Origin of the sequence: Paraburkholderia sp. HC6.4b (assembly GCF_014200875.1) — a bacterium.
Classification (GTDB): domain Bacteria; phylum Pseudomonadota; class Gammaproteobacteria; order Burkholderiales; family Burkholderiaceae; genus Paraburkholderia; species Paraburkholderia tuberum.
The window spans coordinates 67,733-81,907 of record NZ_JACHDC010000026.1 but is presented as its reverse complement, the minus strand read 5'-3'; the positions used below and the strand labels follow the sequence as shown (position 1 = coordinate 81,907).

The 14,175-nt window shown below is 64.7% G+C and carries 14 protein-coding genes; 8 read left to right on the top strand and 6 right to left on the bottom strand.

Annotated elements, in window-relative coordinates:
- Positions 1-14 precede the first annotated feature (14 nt).
- Both HDG34_RS32930 and HDG34_RS32925 read left to right on the top strand, forming a co-directional pair.
- Positions 15-476, top strand: a complete 462-nt coding sequence (locus HDG34_RS32930) for an SRPBCC family protein (RefSeq protein ID WP_184066555.1) — start codon at positions 15-17, stop codon at positions 474-476.
- Positions 460-825 carry a helix-turn-helix transcriptional regulator gene (locus tag HDG34_RS32925; RefSeq protein ID WP_184066552.1) on the top strand — a complete coding sequence of 122 codons (366 nt, stop codon included), beginning with the start codon at positions 460-462 and terminating at the stop codon, positions 823-825. The genes HDG34_RS32930 and HDG34_RS32925 overlap by 17 nt, the downstream gene beginning before the upstream one ends.
- A gap of 203 nt (positions 826-1,028) precedes the next feature.
- On the opposite strand, the gene HDG34_RS32920 is transcribed toward HDG34_RS32925, so the two are convergent.
- The gene (locus tag HDG34_RS32920) at positions 1,029-1,394 is read right to left on the bottom strand and encodes a hypothetical protein (protein ID WP_026225375.1); all 366 of its coding nucleotides are present in this window, start codon (positions 1,392-1,394) and stop codon (positions 1,029-1,031) included.
- A 261-nt stretch (positions 1,395-1,655) separates the two neighbouring features.
- Positions 1,656-2,456 (bottom strand): trans-aconitate 2-methyltransferase, encoded by an 801-nt coding sequence (gene tam, locus HDG34_RS32915; protein ID WP_184066549.1) that lies wholly within the window; start codon positions 2,454-2,456, stop codon positions 1,656-1,658.
- A 94-nt stretch (positions 2,457-2,550) separates the two neighbouring features.
- On the opposite strand from tam, the gene HDG34_RS32910 reads away from it, so the two are divergent.
- The 3 genes from HDG34_RS32910 to HDG34_RS32900 all read left to right on the top strand — a co-directional run bounded on the left by HDG34_RS32910 (position 2,551) and on the right by HDG34_RS32900 (position 4,659).
- Positions 2,551-3,450 (top strand): LysR family transcriptional regulator, encoded by a 900-nt coding sequence (locus HDG34_RS32910; RefSeq protein WP_090804878.1) that lies wholly within the window; start codon positions 2,551-2,553, stop codon positions 3,448-3,450.
- 84 nt (positions 3,451-3,534) lie between these two features.
- Positions 3,535-4,158, top strand: coding sequence for a glutathione S-transferase family protein (locus HDG34_RS32905; RefSeq protein WP_184066545.1), 624 nt, complete (start codon positions 3,535-3,537; stop codon positions 4,156-4,158).
- A 156-nt stretch (positions 4,159-4,314) separates the two neighbouring features.
- Positions 4,315-4,659, top strand: coding sequence for a hypothetical protein (locus HDG34_RS32900; protein WP_184066542.1), 345 nt, complete (start codon positions 4,315-4,317; stop codon positions 4,657-4,659).
- Positions 4,660-4,741: 82 nt separating this feature from the next.
- Here the strand turns inward: HDG34_RS32900 and fabV are convergent, their stop codons facing one another.
- Entirely contained in the window at positions 4,742-5,938 is a 1,197-nt protein-coding gene (gene fabV / locus HDG34_RS32895) for an enoyl-ACP reductase FabV (RefSeq protein ID WP_184043658.1), read from the bottom strand.
- Positions 5,939-6,071: 133 nt separating this feature from the next.
- Between fabV and HDG34_RS32890 the strand changes: the two genes are divergently transcribed.
- Entirely contained in the window at positions 6,072-8,600 is a 2,529-nt protein-coding gene (locus HDG34_RS32890) for a transglycosylase domain-containing protein (protein ID WP_184066539.1), read from the top strand.
- A gap of 54 nt (positions 8,601-8,654) precedes the next feature.
- Here HDG34_RS32890 and HDG34_RS32885 read toward each other — a convergent pair whose 3' ends face one another.
- Positions 8,655-10,007: an MFS transporter gene (locus tag HDG34_RS32885; protein WP_184066521.1), complete on the bottom strand. Its 1,353-nt coding sequence runs from the start codon at positions 10,005-10,007 to the stop codon at positions 8,655-8,657.
- 296 nt (positions 10,008-10,303) lie between these two features.
- Between HDG34_RS32885 and HDG34_RS32880 the strand changes: the two genes are divergently transcribed.
- Complete coding sequence (locus HDG34_RS32880) at positions 10,304-10,711, top strand: hypothetical protein (RefSeq protein WP_184066518.1); 408 nt, start codon at positions 10,304-10,306, stop codon at positions 10,709-10,711.
- Between the two features lie 81 nt (positions 10,712-10,792).
- Here the strand turns inward: HDG34_RS32880 and HDG34_RS32875 are convergent, their stop codons facing one another.
- Entirely contained in the window at positions 10,793-11,863 is a 1,071-nt protein-coding gene (locus HDG34_RS32875) for a DNA-binding protein (RefSeq protein WP_184066514.1), read from the bottom strand.
- A gap of 98 nt (positions 11,864-11,961) precedes the next feature.
- Here HDG34_RS32875 and HDG34_RS32870 point away from each other — a divergent pair, with 98 nt between their 5' ends.
- Positions 11,962-12,378, top strand: coding sequence for a FadR/GntR family transcriptional regulator (locus tag HDG34_RS32870; RefSeq protein ID WP_184066511.1), 417 nt, complete (start codon positions 11,962-11,964; stop codon positions 12,376-12,378).
- Positions 12,379-12,731: 353 nt separating this feature from the next.
- Here HDG34_RS32870 and HDG34_RS32865 read toward each other — a convergent pair whose 3' ends face one another.
- Positions 12,732-14,117: an MFS transporter gene (locus tag HDG34_RS32865; protein WP_090812492.1), complete on the bottom strand. Its 1,386-nt coding sequence runs from the start codon at positions 14,115-14,117 to the stop codon at positions 12,732-12,734.
- Positions 14,118-14,175 lie beyond the last annotated feature (58 nt).

Here is a 14,175-nt window from a genome sequence, read left to right as displayed (position 1 = left end):
TCAGGAGGCTGCATATGAACTCATCGACCGATCGCATCGAAAAGCAGGTTCTGTTGAAGGCGCCGCGCTCGCGCGTCTGGCGTGCGCTGTCCAACGCCGAGGAATTCGGCAAATGGTTCGGCGTGAATCTCACCGGCAAGCAGTTCGTCGCGGGGCAATCCACGCAGGGGCACATCACCTATCCAGGCTATGAGCATCTGCTGATGAACGTGCTGGTCGAGCGTGTCGAGCCCGAGCATCATCTGTCGTGGCGCTGGCATCCGGCCGCGATCGACATCACGATCGACTACACGCCTGAGCCGACCACGCTCGTGGAATTCGATCTGAGCGACGTCGAGTCGGGCACGCTGCTGCGCGTCGTCGAATCGGGCTTCGACCAGTTGCCGGTCGGGCGCCGCGCGCAAGCGTTCCGGCTGAACGACGGCGGCTGGGAGCAGCAGATGGTCAACGTCGAGCGATATGTCGGCGCGAGCTAGGGCGGCTCCCGCGAGGACGGGCCTCAAGGCGGCGACACTGCGCAGTTCGGCGGCGGTGTTCGCGGCGCTCGGTGACGAGACGCGTCTGCGGCTTGTCGCGGCGTTGTGCGCGGGCAGTGCGATGTCGATCGCGCAGCTGACGGCCGGCACCGACATCACGCGGCAGTCGGTCACGCAGCATCTGCAGGTGCTGGCCGACGCGGGCCTCGTGCACGACGTGAAGGTCGGACGCGAGCGCCTGTGGGCGTTCGAGCCCGCGCATCTCGACGCGGCGCGCCGCGCGCTCGACGCGATTTCGCGGCAGTGGGATCAGGCGCTGCTGAAGCTGAAGACGATGGTCGAAGAATGAAGGGCGGGCGTCCGTGGTGATTGCACGAACCGAGCCGGCACGCGGATTGGCCGCCTGCCGGTAGGCCGTACGCGACGGCGGGTGCCGCATTTTTTACCGACTGCGAGCGGCACATCATGCACGGAAGCGCGGAACAACGCAAAAAGGGGCCAAAAAATTGGCCCCCAATCCGCTGTAAAAAAGGAAGAAAAACGAGCCCGCGACTAATCGGCGATCCGCTTGTCGGCCAGCGCGTTCTGGCAGTCGGCCAGAACCTGCCGGACGAGCCGGGCTTGCGGGTCGAGTTCGTCGGTATCGAGAATTTCTTCAACCGCGTCGCGCGCCCAGTCGGCATCGACGAAGCGCGCGTGGCGCCGCGCGATTTCGACCGCGGTGGCCGACAGCTTCGCGACGCACAGCCAGTCGGCTTCGCGCGCGCGGCGGTCGAGCCACTTGTGCGCGGACTGCACGTGAAACGCCGCGTCGGGCCAGTCTTCGTTCAGATAATAAGCGCCGAGGCTTCCGCATGTGAGCCAGCACAACAGCTCCAGGCGGTCACGGGGACTCAGATGTTGGCGTACATCACTCATGGCGACGCTCGCTGCAGTAAATGGCTTCCCGGTGAGGCCGGCGGGCGCCGTCCTCCGCTTTTTACACACGCTTTTTACAAACATTAGCATGCGGAATTCCCGGGCGGCAATTCCTGACCACCCTTAGCGTGCGGCGCCGCCACAGGTGCGGTTTTCGGGCGGTGCGTCAGCGTGGTGCGCCGGCGATCTGATCGCCGCGGGACGACCCGCCGCAGCCGAAGTGCCGGCATTTACCGGCTCGCAGCGGTTCCCGGCGCGGCTTCAACGTTCGCCGCGCGTCGTCGCGACGATGAAAAACCGCGGAAACGGCAGCAGCACCGTGCCATCGGCGAGCGCCGGGTAGGCTCTGACGATTTCGTCGCGATAGCGTTGCACAAACGCGCCGCGTTCGGCGTCGTCGAGCGCGGCGAGAAACGGCCGCAGCGCGCTGCCCTTGAACCATTCGACCACCGCGTCGGCGCCCGCGAGCGGGTGGTGATAGACCGTGCGCCACACGTCGACGCGCGCACACAGCGGCTTGAGCAGCGCGTAGTACCAGTTTGCGTCGTAGCGCATGGTGCGCTCGATACCGTTCAGCTTCGTCGCCCAAGGCCCGTCGATGGCGATTTCGCGCAGCAGCCGGTGCGCCGGTTCGTCGAGATTGTCGGGCATCTGCACGGCGAGGCTGCCGCCCCTGGCAAGTTTGGCCACCAGCGCGGTGAACAGCCGCTGATGGTCCGGCACCCATTGCAGCACCGCGTTCGCGAGGATCACGTCGTAGGGGCCGTGCGCGTCCCACGTCGAAACGTCGCTGATGTCGAAGCGACATTGCGGCAGCCGCCGACGGGCCGCCGCGATCATGTCGGCGGAGCTGTCGATGCCGCTCACCGACGCGCCCGGCACCCGCTCGGCCAGCACCTCGGTCGAGTTGCCCGGGCCGCAGCCGATGTCGACCGCGAGCCGCGCGCCGTTCAACGGTACCGCCGCGAGCAGATCGCGGACCGGCCGCGTGCGCTCGTTCTCGAACAGCATGTACTGCTTCGCGTGCCAATCGCTATGCTCGTTGGTGGTTTTGTCGGTCATCTTTTGCTCCTTCGCGGGGTTCGTTGCGGCCATTCTCGGCCGCTGACAGCCCGGAGTAAAATGAATTTATGATCCCGATTACTTCATTTTTCTAATGAAAATCGACACGCTCGGCGTGCAGGCTTTCGTCGCGATTGCCGATCGCGGCAGCTTCCAGAGCGCGGCGGATTCGCTGCACGTCACGCAAACCGCGATCACGCAGCGGCTGCGCAAGCTCGAAAGCTATCTCGGCGTCACGCTGATCGAGCGCACCACGCGTTCGATGGCGCTCACCGAAATCGGTCGCAATTTTCTGCCGCAGGCGCGTCGGCTGCTCGGCGAGCTGGCGGACGCGCTCGTCGAGATCCGCGAAACGGGCATCGCGCGACGTGGCGACGTGTCGATCGCGTGCGTGCCGACCGTCGGCGTGCAGTATCTGCCGCGCATCCTGCAGGCGTATTCGGCGCGCTATCCGCACAATCGCATCAAGATTCTCGATCACGCGTCGTCGGCGGTGGAGGAGGCCGTGTTGCGCAGAGAGGTCGAGTTCGGCATCAACATCGCGCGCGAGCATCATCCCGATCTCGCCACCGTGCCGCTCACCGAAGACCGCTACGTGCTGATCTGCCACGAGGACCATCCGCTCGCGAAGCGGCGGCGCATCGCATGGCGGCAGTTGCAGCCGTTCCCGCTGATTTTCGCCGGCGAGGTCAGCGGTAATCGCGCGCTGCTCGACGTCGCGCTGGAATCGAGCGAGCTCGCGCTGCGTTCGTTCTACGAGGTGCAGCGCAGTTCGACCGCCGTCGGACTCGTCGCGCAACGCGTCGGCGCGGCCGTGGTGCCCGCGCTCGCGCTGCAGAACGGCGCGTATCCGAGCGTGCGCACCGTCGAGCTCACGCAGCCCACCGTGTCGCGCACGCTGGTGCTCGTCGCGCGCAAGACCGCGCAGTTGTCACCGGCCGCGCAGGCGCTGTACGACATGATCCGCGAACAGGCGACGCTGAAAACCGGATGACGGCGCGCCGCGCGCAAGGCAAACTGGCTGGCTTCCGAGTTTCATTCCTTCAACCCGTTCGATCCACGCGGTGCCCAACTACTTATGCTGCAGATACTCGGCAAGACCACCTCGATCAACGTGCGCAAGGTGTTGTGGACCTGCGCGGAACTTGGGCTTGCGTTCGAACAGGAAGACTGGGGCTCGGGCTTTCGCTCGACCGAGGCCGCCGAATTCCGCGCGCTGAACCCGAACGCGATGGTCCCCGTGATTCGCGACGGCGACTTCGTGTTGTGGGAATCGAACTCGATCATCCGTTACCTCGCGAACCGTTATCGCGGTGACGGGCTGTATCCGGCCGATCCGGTCGAGCGCGCGCGCTGTGATCAATGGATCGACTGGCAGGCGAGCGAATTGAACCGCTCGTGGAGCTACGCGTTTCTCGCGCTCGTGCGGCACTCGCCCGAACATCAGGACCCGCGCCAGATCGCCGCGTCGTGCGCGAACTGGTCGAAGCATATGGCGATCGTCGAGCAGCAACTCGCGCGCACCGGTGCGTATATCGCGGGCGACGCGTTTTCGCTCGCCGATATTCCGATTGCGCTGTCCGCGAACCGCTGGCTCGAAACGCCGCAGCAGCACGACGATTTGCCGGCGCTGGCCGCTTATATGGCGCGCCTGGCCGAGCGCGACGGCTATCGCAAGCATTGCCGAAACGGCACGCCGTAATCGTTGATTCGCGCGCTTCTGCAATCTGTCGATGCTTACAGAATCCGCCTTCAATGCTGACGCTCTGCTTGTGAATTCCCGCGCTCGACGGCTTCTGCGCGGTGCACCCCGCGTCGCCTACAATGGCGGCCATCTAGCGACATTGAAGGTTCAACGATGCGGTTAACGAAATTCGCGCTGGCTTTGCTGGCGGCGTGCTTCACTCTGAACGCGAGCGCCGAAATGACGGCCGCGCAATACAAGCGCTGGGCACACGCCGACAACAACTCGATCTATGCGGCGTACATCACCGGCACGATCAACGCGTTCGGCTGGGCGAACGGCGATCTGGTCGCGAGGAAACAGCCGCAGCTGTTCTGTCCGCCACCAACGCTCGCGATCGGCAACCAGACGGTCTATCCGTTGCTCGATGCGTTCTTCGCGAACCATCCGGGCATTTCCGAGGATTTTCCAATCGGGCTCGCGATTCTGCGCGCGTTGCAGGACGCGTATCCGTGCTGACGTGTTGAAGGAGTGAGGGGAGGCAGGCGAGGAGGGGCAACCTCAGGGGCGAACTCGCGAAACGGGCCCGCCCCCCGGTGGATCAAACCTGCACGAGATTTGGAATCTGCACGTCCGGATTGACGTCCGCGTCGTAATCGACGCCCTTCATTTCAAAGCCGAACAGGCGCAGGAAATCGGTCTTGTAGCCCGCGAAATCGGTGAGTTCGTAGATGTTGTCGTTGCTCACCTGGTTCCACAGCTCCTGCACGCGGCCTTGCACCTGCGGATCGAGTTCCTTGTAGTCGGCGCGCAGACGGCCTTCGTCGTCCAGATGCGGCTGGCTGCCATAGAGGCTGTCCTTGTACAGGCCGTAGACCTGCTCGATACAGCCTTCGTGCGTGCCTTTTTCCTTCATCACCTTGAAGAGCAGCGACAGATAGAGCGGCATCATCGGAATCGCCGAGCTTGCCTGCGTGACGACTGCCTTCAGCACCGCGACGCGCGCATCGCCGCCCTTGGCCGCGAGCTTTGAGCGGATGCCGAGCACTTTCTGGTCGAGATCTTTCTTGGCCGCGCCGATCGAGCCGTTCCAGTAGATGTCGTGGGTGATCTTCTCGCCGAGGTAGGTGAACGCGGTGGTCCTGGCGCCGTCGGCGAGCACGCCGGCTTCGCCCAACGCGTCCATCCACATCTGCCAGTCCTCGCCGCCCATCACCGCGACCGTGTGCGCGATTTCTTCCGGCGTGGCCGGTTCGAGCACGGTTTCCTTGATCACTTCCTTGTCGGTGTCGATGCCGCGCAGATTGACAGCCTTGCCGATCGGCTTGAGCACCGAGCTGAACACTTCACCGGTCTTCGGGTGCTGGCGCTTCGGCGCCGCGAGGCTATAGACGACCAGATCGACCTGGCCGAGATCGCGCTTGATCACTTCGATCGTGCGCGCCTTCACTTCGTCGGAGAACGCGTCGCCGTTGATGCTGGTCGCGTACAGGCCTTCGGCGGTGGCGAACTTCTCGAACGCCGCGGTGTTGTACCAGCCGGCCGTGCCAGCCTTGGTTTCGCTGCCGGCGCGCTCGAAGAACACGCCGAGGGTCGACGCGCCCGAGCCGAACGCTGCGCTAATGCGGGCGGCGAGGCCATAGCCGGTCGACGCGCCGATCACGAGCACCTTCTTCGGGCCGTTGGCGATGGGGCCGCGTGCCTTCACATACTCGATCTGTTCCTTGACGTTGGCTTCGCAGCCGGTCGGATGGGTCGATACACAGATGAAGCCACGCACACGCGGTTTGATGATCATGAAGCACCTCTTGTCGGAATTGGCGACATTATAGTGGCCTCGCCGGAGCCGCACTCCATGCCGCGAACGAGGCAAAAACCGGCGCCCCCCCACATCTTGGTACGATTGCGCCTTTCCCAGCCGACGACAGCAAGTGAAGCGCCTCTTTTCCTCCTTTCTGGCGGCCCTCGACAAAGGGCTGACGCTCGCGAACCCGCTGTTCGCGAAGGCCGCATGGCATCTGCGCCATCCGACCCGCCGCACGTTCGCGTGGGGGCTCGCCGCGCTGCCGGTGCTATTCGTACTGTACGTGCTGCTGCTGATTCCGTTCACGCCGAGCATCGGCGACATCCGCAAGGCCAAGATCGAGCAGCCCGCGCAGATCCTGTCGGCGGACGGCAAGCTGCTCGCCGAGTTCAAGCCGTCGAACCGCGAGTGGGTCAAGCTGAAGGACATCTCGCCGAACGTCGTGAACGCGCTGATCGCCACCGAGGATCACCGCTTCTATCAGCATTTCGGGCTCGACTGGCGGCGCACCGCTTCGGCCGCGCTGCACACGTTCTCCGGCGACCGCCAGGGCGGCTCGACGATCACGCAGCAGCTCGCGCGCAATCTGTATCCCGACGAAATCGGCCGCGCGCCGACGTTGACGCGCAAGCTGAAGGAAGCGATCACCGCACTGAAGATCGAGGCGTTCTACACGAAGGACGAGATCCTCGAAACCTACCTGAATACGGTCCCGTTCCTGTACAACGCGTACGGCATCGAGATGGCTGCGCGCACCTATTTCGACAAGTCCGCATCCGACCTGAACGTGCTCGAAGCGGCGACGCTGACCGGCATGCTGAAGGGCAACGCGTACTACAACCCGGTGCTGAACCCCGAGCGCGCCTTGCAGCGGCGCAATACGGTGCTCGCGCAGCTGGTCAAGTACGGCAAGCTGACACCCGCCCAGTACGACACGCTCGCCCGCAAGCCGCTGCGTCTCGACTTCGAGCGCCAGATCGAGCCACCCGGACCCGCGCCGCACTTCACGCAGCAACTGCGCAAATGGCTCGTCGCGTGGGCCGATCGCAACGACTACAACATCTATTCCGATGGACTCGTCGTGCGCACGACGATCGACTCGCGTCTGCAGACGATGGCGACCCAGGCGGTCACGCTGCAGGGCAACCAGTTGCAGAACATCGCGAACTCCGCGTGGGGCACGCGCGCGGGCTGCTCGGCGGATAAGGACCTGCTGCGCACGTTCCTGCGCGAAACGCCTGACTTCCGCGCGGCCAAAGACACGGGCCTCGCCGACGACGACGCGCTGAAACGCCTGCTCGCCGATCGCAAGCTCGTGCAGAGCGTGTGCGACACGAAGACGCGCGTGCAGGCCGACTTCCTCGCAATGGACCCGCGTACCGGCGAGATCAAGGCGTGGGTCGGCAGCCGCGACTTTGGCGTTGATCCGTTCGATCACGTGCAGCAGGCGCGCCGTCAGCCGGGCTCGACCTTCAAGCCGTTCGTCTACGCGGCGGCCTTCGAGGCCGGCGCGAAGCCGGACGACAAACTGCCGGACAATCCGGTTCAGATCGAACTCGCCGGCGGCGAAATCTGGAAGCCGAACGACGAGGACGAGCCGAGCGGCCGCATGATCAGCCTGCGCGACGCGCTCGCCTATTCGCGCAACCGCATCACCGCGCAGGTGATGGAGTCGGTGGGTCCGAACAGGGTCGCCAGGCTCGCGCGCGCGATGGGTGTGCGCGACAGCCAGCTCGACCCGGTGCCGTCGCTCGCGCTCGGCACGAGCCCGGTCACGCTTAAGGAAATGGTGTCGGCGTACGGCACGATCGCGAACCTCGGCGGCTACGTCGAGCCGCTGATGGTCACGCGCATCGAGGACCGCAACGGCAACCTGCTCGCCGAATTCAAGCCGGCCACGCCGAGTCGCGAGCTGCCCGCCGACACGGCGCGCACGCTCGTCGACGTGATGCGCGACGTGATCAGCCGCGGCACCGGCGCGAGCATCCGCACGCGCTTCGGCGTGCGCGGCGATGTCGCGGGCAAGACCGGCACGACCCAGGGCAACGCGGATGGCTGGTTCATCCTGATGCAGCCGCAACTGGTGGCGGGGGCGTGGGTCGGCTTCAACGACAGCCGTGTGACGCTGCGCAGCGATTACTGGGGGCAGGGTGCGCATAGCGCGCTGCCGATCGTCGGCGATTTCTTCCAGCGCGCGCAGCGCTCGCGGCTCGTCGACAGCCACATGAAGTTCGATACCGCGCAGCAGCCGGGCTGGTTCGCCGAGCGCGCCGAACGCTTGCGCGACTGGATCGGGCACCTGTTCACGCGCACGCCGGTGCAGCCGGACAAGCAGATCGTGGCGCGTGCTCCGGCGCGGCGCGCGCCGGTCGCGTCGGTGCAGCCGCCGGCGTCTGCCGTGGCGGCACCGGCGGCGGTGTCAGAGGCAGCGGGCGCGTCCGCGGTGCAGGGCGAAGCGCGCGCGTTGCCGCCGTTGCTGCCGGCGCCGGGGTCGGGGTCGGCTCCCGCGCCGGCGCCGGGTAATACCGTCGACGGTGAAGCGCACGGCGGCGGTGCGGCAGCGCTCGCGCCAACCCCGACGCCGGACGACATCGTGCCGCCCGATGCGGGCGGTCAGGGCACAGAAGGGTCGAATAACGGCAGCGGGGCGAATTGAAGGCGACCCGGGCGGGCTGCCCGGGTGCGTATTGAACGGCGCGTGGGACTAGCGCTAAGACCTCGCGACCCCCGCTTCACCCGGCGGTCGCGCATGCGGATTGCCATGCGTCGTCTCGAGCGACGTGTCGTGATGCAGCAGCAACACCGCCGCCATGCCGATGAGTCCCGCGCCCGACAGGCATAGCAGCCCGGCGCCGAAGCCGCCGGTGCTGTCCTTGATCCAGCCCATCGCGAACGGCCCGAAGAAACCCGCCAGGTTGCCCAGTGAGTTGATCGCGGCGATGCCGCCCGCGGCCGCCGCGCCCGACAGGAACGCGGCCGGCAAGGTCCAGATTACCGGCAGGCAACCGAAGATGCCGAAGCCGGCAATCGATAGCGCGATCATCTTCTGCACCGGATCGTCGAGGCCGGCCGCGGCCGCGATGCCGGCCGCCGCGACGAACAGCGCAGTCGCGACGTGCCAGCGGCGTTCGAGGTGGCGATCCGAATGCCGTCCCCACAAAATCATGCTGACGAGGCCGACCACGTACGGCAGCGACGTCACGAAACCCGTCTGCAGATTAGTGAGGCCGAACGACTTCACGATCTGCGGCAGGAAGAAGCTCAGGCCGTAGTTGGTCGCGTTCGCCCCGAAATAGATCAGCGCGATGGCGAGCACGCGCGGATTGATCAGCGCCTCCTTCACGCTGAAGTGGCGCACCGCCTCGCGATGCTCGCGCTCCTGCTTCTGCCGCGCGATCAGCCAGTCGCGCTCCTCGGCGCTGAGCCAGGTGGCGTCGGCGGGCTTGTCGGTCAGATACAACAGCACCGCGACCGACAGCAATAACGCCGGCACCGCCTCGATCAGATACAGCCACTGCCAGCCGCCGAGTCCGCCGCGGCCGTCGAGCGACAGCAGCGCGCCGGAGATCGGGCCGCCGATCACCGTCGACAGCGGAATCGCCGCCATGAAGTAGCCGACCACGCGCCCGCGATACGCGGCCGGAAACCATAAGGTCAGCAGAAAGATGATGCCCGGGAAAAAGCCGGCCTCGGCGACGCCAAGCAGAATGCGCAGGCCGAAAAACACGTGCGCGGGCGAGAGCCCGGTGAAGCGCGCGATGTCCGGGATAAACGCCATCGCGCCCGCGAGAATACCCCACGTAAACATGATCCGCGCGATCCAGCGGCGCGCGCCGAATCGTTCGAGCAGCAGGTTCGACGGCACTTCGAAAAAGAAGTACGCGATAAAGAACACGCCCGCGCCGAAGCCGAACGCGCTCGCGGACAGATCGAGCGCCTTGTTCATCTGCAAGGCCGCGAAGCCGACGTTGACGCGATCGAGATAGGCGATGAAATAGCACAGGATCAGGAACGGCACGAGCCGAACCGTGACGCGCTGAAGGGTACGTGCCTCGAGATCCATATATGTCTCCTCCGGTTCGGCGACCGGTGTATGCCGCTATGTGGTGGGGTCCGTCTGCGGTTCGAAATGCCTGTCCGTCGAACAGGCATCGTTACAGACTAGACGCTCAAAAGGGATTCCGGAAGGTCTTTTGTGAACCATGTGGTCCGCTCATTGCCGACGCCGTCGCGGCGTGGCGCTCGCGTCCATTGTTAGGACTCGCGCAACAGTGTTTTCGGTTGTATCGGCTGATCTTGAGCGAACGATTCCGGATAATTGCTGCCTGACTAATCAGTTAAAAATGCAGGTGATCCACGATGTCGAATCAGGGTTCGGACATGCTCGCTGAGGCGCGCAAAACGGTGCGGGTACGCGAAGTGGCGTCCGTCGCTCGAGCGGAAAGCACGAAAAGGAAGAGGGCGCCGCTGCCCACGCGCATGCGCGCGGTGGCGGCGGTGGCGCTCGCGTGCGCGAGTCTCGTCGGGTGCGCGTCGAGCACGGATGTGGTCGCGAGCGGCAAGCCCGGCAGCTACACGGTCGCCGCCAGCGCGACCGGAGGACGCATGGCCTGGGCGCGCGCGCACGAACTCGCGATGAACGAGGCGCGCGACTACTGCGATCGTCTCGGTATGCAAAGCAGCGTGAAGACGGAGACGGTCAGCGGCGTCAGCGCGATGACCGAGCACGGGTCGTCGGTCAGTTTCGAGTGTCATCCGCGGTTCTGACGCAGCGTTGCGCGCGGGCGGCGGGTGCCGCCGCCCCATGACGATCACTTTTTATCGAACGTCACCAGGTGTAACCACTTCTCAGTCTTCGCGTGGTTTGGCGTTGGTCGAACGTTTGACGAACGGTGCGCCCGAGAAGCCCACCGTCGCGCGGCCCTGCACGGGTGATGTTTCGCGGGCGCGGCGGGCAGGGCGCGCGGACGTTTTTTCTGTTCGCGCCATCTCGATCTGCCGCGAAAGCGTGTCGATACGCTCGCGCAACAGGTCGGTCGCCGCCACCCGTTCAGCCAGCAACGCATCCTTTTCCGCAAGCTGCCCGCGGGTCGCGGCATGCCGCGCAGCGGAGGCAGCCAGTTCTGCCTTTGATGCGGCCAACTCGTCCCGAATCGCGTCCCGCTCGGCCCGCGATTCGGCTTCGAGCGTCGCCGCCCGCTCGTGACTCGCCTGGAGCTCCTTGCGCAGACGTTGCGCCGCCGCTCGTTCACCGTCGATTTCGAGCAAGGCGCGCTTTTCCGCCGCGGCGAGCCGCTGCTCGTTCTGCTCGTGCGAGCGGCGCAGCTTCGCGAGTTCGTCGGCGAAATCGCGGCGGGCATCGGCGAGCGCGGCGGCTCCTGCCGCGATTTCTTCCTTCGATGTCGCCAGTTGCGCCGTCAGCATGTCGTTGGCCGTCTGCAGCTCGACGACGCGCGCGTCGAGTCCGGCAATCCGCGCGCGCAGGGTCGCGACATCGTTGGCCGCCTGTTCGGCCTTGTCGACGGCGTCCTGACGCTGCCTGTCGTGTTGCTTGGCCTGTTCTTGCGCGGCGGCGATTTGCGCGTCCGCGTCCTGCCTGAACACGTCGAGCGCGGCGTTCGCGGCGTCGCTCGACAGACGCCACAGCTGGGCCGCCAATTCGCCGGCAGCCGCTGCGACCTCGGGCGGCAAGTCCGGACGGCCGACGTCCACACGCGTCTTGTCGCGCACGTCGGTCCAGAAATCGCGCAACGCCTTGGCCGGCGCGCTCATGCTGCCTTTGCGCACCAGCTGGTACAGGCGGTTCGCGGTCGGTGTTTCGCCGTAACGGAAAAACAGCAACGCGCAGACCTCGCGATAAAGCGTCTGCGTGTCGGACGCGTTTTGACGGACGACTTCGATGTCGGCTTCGAGGGTCATGTGGAAGCGGCTTTGGGGAATATGGATGTGTTGATAATACAACGTAAAACGCACCATATACTACACAATTCAATACTGAACACGACATTAGTACTATAATGTCGTGTTTAAGATTTGGCTGCGAGTTGTCGATCGTTAGCGTCCGTCTGTTTGCACAATTTTGTTACCGACAGCTGGAAAGAGTCCGCGAAGCCTTGGCGAAGTACCAGCTTCTGGACGCGCAATCGTCGCCATTGGCACAGGCCCAGGCGGACCTCGAATTTCACGACACAATTCTGGTGGCAGCAGGCAGCCATATATTGACGACGATCACGCGACAGGTACTGGCGGTCACCATCACCCACCGGTCACGATACGCGTACACGCCTGAACAACTGAAGCAGGCGCAAACTCAGCACGAGTCAATATTCAATGCGATCAGCACTGGCGACTATGCGTTGGCCAAGTGGCTGATGGCCGAGCACGTGAACAAGTCTAGCGATCTGGCTGCTCAACATCTTTCGTCGTTCGCGTAGTCTTGTGCGACCCCACGGGGAACACCACGTTCTCCCGTGGCTCTGCGGTAGTCTCGCCCTGGGCGCTCCCTCATCTGCGCAGTACGCAGCGGGATGCATCCGACAGCAGCAATCCGGCTAACCCGAACTTTGGCCCCTCAGACAGCCGGAACCGGGGTGATCGCCCTTTTCCTGCAGTTTGATACGGTTAATCAGCGCGGGTTGCAGCTGATCCGCCTGGTCTCATTGCGGTCATCCGAGCCATCGTCGTACAGTTCGTATTCGTCAGCGCATCCCGTCTTGAACGCACGTACGCGCGGTGCGAAGGTGTAGCCATCGTAACGACGGAGCAATGCGATGGAGAACACCAGCGCTCAGCGCGACAAAGGACGCGGCGAATGCGCGCACGCATGCGCACCCAGCGCGGTGGCCGCTTCATCTTCCGGCTCCGCGGACAGATCCCGCTTGAAAGTCTCGGCGAGGAAAAACGCGCACACCAGGCTCAGCAACCCCGTCGCCGCGATATAGATCGAAATGGGCAGCGTCTGGCCATACGTGGCGAACAGATAAGTGGCGATCAATGGCGTCGGCCCTGACGTGATGATGCCGGCGATCTGATACGGCAGCGACGCACCCGTATAGCGCACCCGCGTACCGAACAGTTCCGCAAACCACGTCGATTGCACGCCATACACGGACGCCTGGCTTAACGCGATACCGCAGACGTACGCCACGAGAATCAAGGTCGGATTGCGTGTCTCGAGCAACGGAAAGAACGCGAATCCGTAGATCGCCACGAACACCGCCCCGAACATGAAGACCGTCCGGCGTCCGATCAGATCCGACAGTTTTCCGAACAATGGCAGCGTGATCAGTGCGAAGGCGCAGCCGAGAATGATGGCGTTCAGCAGCAGTCCGCGCGGCAGCCCGAGCCGTGTCGTGCCATAGACCAGCACGAACACGTTGATCACGTTGAAGGTGATATCGACCGCGAAGCGCGTGCCGATCGTCAGCACGAGGTCTTTCGGATGCCGGCGCAGCAATTCGATCAGCGGCGCCTTGACGACCTGCTTGCTCGCCTTGATCTGTTCGAATACCGGCGATTCCATGACGCGCAGCCGGATAAACAGGCCGATCGCGATCAGCGCGACGCTCAGCAGGAACGGCAGGCGCCATCCCCAGGTATAGAACGCGTCCGACGGCAGACTCGACACGGCTTTGAACACCGCGGTCGAGAGCATCAGCCCGAGCGGCACGCCCAATTGCGGGAACGCGCCGAAGAAGCCACGCTTGCTGGCCGGCGCCGTTTCTACCACCATCAGCACCGCGCCGCCCCATTCGCCGCCGACGCCAAGCCCTTGCAGAAAGCGCATCGCCACCAGCAGGATCGGCGCCCAGACGCCGATCGAGGCGTAAGTCGGCAGCAGCCCGATCACGAAGGTGCCGACGCCCATGATCGTCAGCGTCGCGACGAGCGTCGCCTTGCGTCCGATGCGGTCGCCAAAGTGCCCGAAAAACACCGCGCCGAAAGGCCGTGCGAGATAGCCGACCGCAAAACTCCCGAACGCCGCAATGGTGCCGACCACCGGATCGAACGAGGGGAAGAACAGCCTGGCGAACACCAGCGCCGAAGCGGTGGCATAGAGAAAAAAGTCGTACCACTCGATGGCGGTCCCGACCACCGAAGCGACCAGCACACGGTTGACGGCCGAACGGCTGATAACCGGCGCGTTGCCGGATGAAACGGGCGATGTGTTCATGTCTCCTCCCTTCTCTGGGAATCTATGTTTTGAACTGCTGCGTGTCGGCGGCGCGGGT

Bases quoted from the DNA above. Each gene is read 5' to 3' on its own strand.
- HDG34_RS32885 (WP_184066521.1), bottom strand. From the start codon at position 10,007: ATGGATCTCGAGGCACGTACCCTTCAGCGCGTCACGGTTCGGCTCGTG.
- HDG34_RS32930 (WP_184066555.1), top strand. From the start codon at position 15: ATGAACTCATCGACCGATCGCATCGAAAAGCAGGTTCTGTTGAAGGCG.
- fabV (WP_184043658.1), bottom strand. From the start codon at position 5,938: ATGATCATCAAACCGCGTGTGCGTGGCTTCATCTGTGTATCGACCCAT.
- HDG34_RS32920 (WP_026225375.1), bottom strand. From the start codon at position 1,394: ATGAGTGATGTACGCCAACATCTGAGTCCCCGTGACCGCCTGGAGCTG.
- HDG34_RS32905 (WP_184066545.1), top strand. From the start codon at position 3,535: ATGCTGCAGATACTCGGCAAGACCACCTCGATCAACGTGCGCAAGGTG.
- HDG34_RS32925 (WP_184066552.1), top strand. From the start codon at position 460: ATGTCGGCGCGAGCTAGGGCGGCTCCCGCGAGGACGGGCCTCAAGGCG.
- HDG34_RS32870 (WP_184066511.1), top strand. From the start codon at position 11,962: ATGTCGTGTTTAAGATTTGGCTGCGAGTTGTCGATCGTTAGCGTCCGT.
- tam (WP_184066549.1), bottom strand. From the start codon at position 2,456: ATGACCGACAAAACCACCAACGAGCATAGCGATTGGCACGCGAAGCAG.
- HDG34_RS32880 (WP_184066518.1), top strand. From the start codon at position 10,304: ATGTCGAATCAGGGTTCGGACATGCTCGCTGAGGCGCGCAAAACGGTG.
- HDG34_RS32865 (WP_090812492.1), bottom strand. From the start codon at position 14,117: ATGAACACATCGCCCGTTTCATCCGGCAACGCGCCGGTTATCAGCCGT.
- HDG34_RS32910 (WP_090804878.1), top strand. From the start codon at position 2,551: ATGAAAATCGACACGCTCGGCGTGCAGGCTTTCGTCGCGATTGCCGAT.
- HDG34_RS32875 (WP_184066514.1), bottom strand. From the start codon at position 11,863: ATGACCCTCGAAGCCGACATCGAAGTCGTCCGTCAAAACGCGTCCGAC.
- HDG34_RS32900 (WP_184066542.1), top strand. From the start codon at position 4,315: ATGCGGTTAACGAAATTCGCGCTGGCTTTGCTGGCGGCGTGCTTCACT.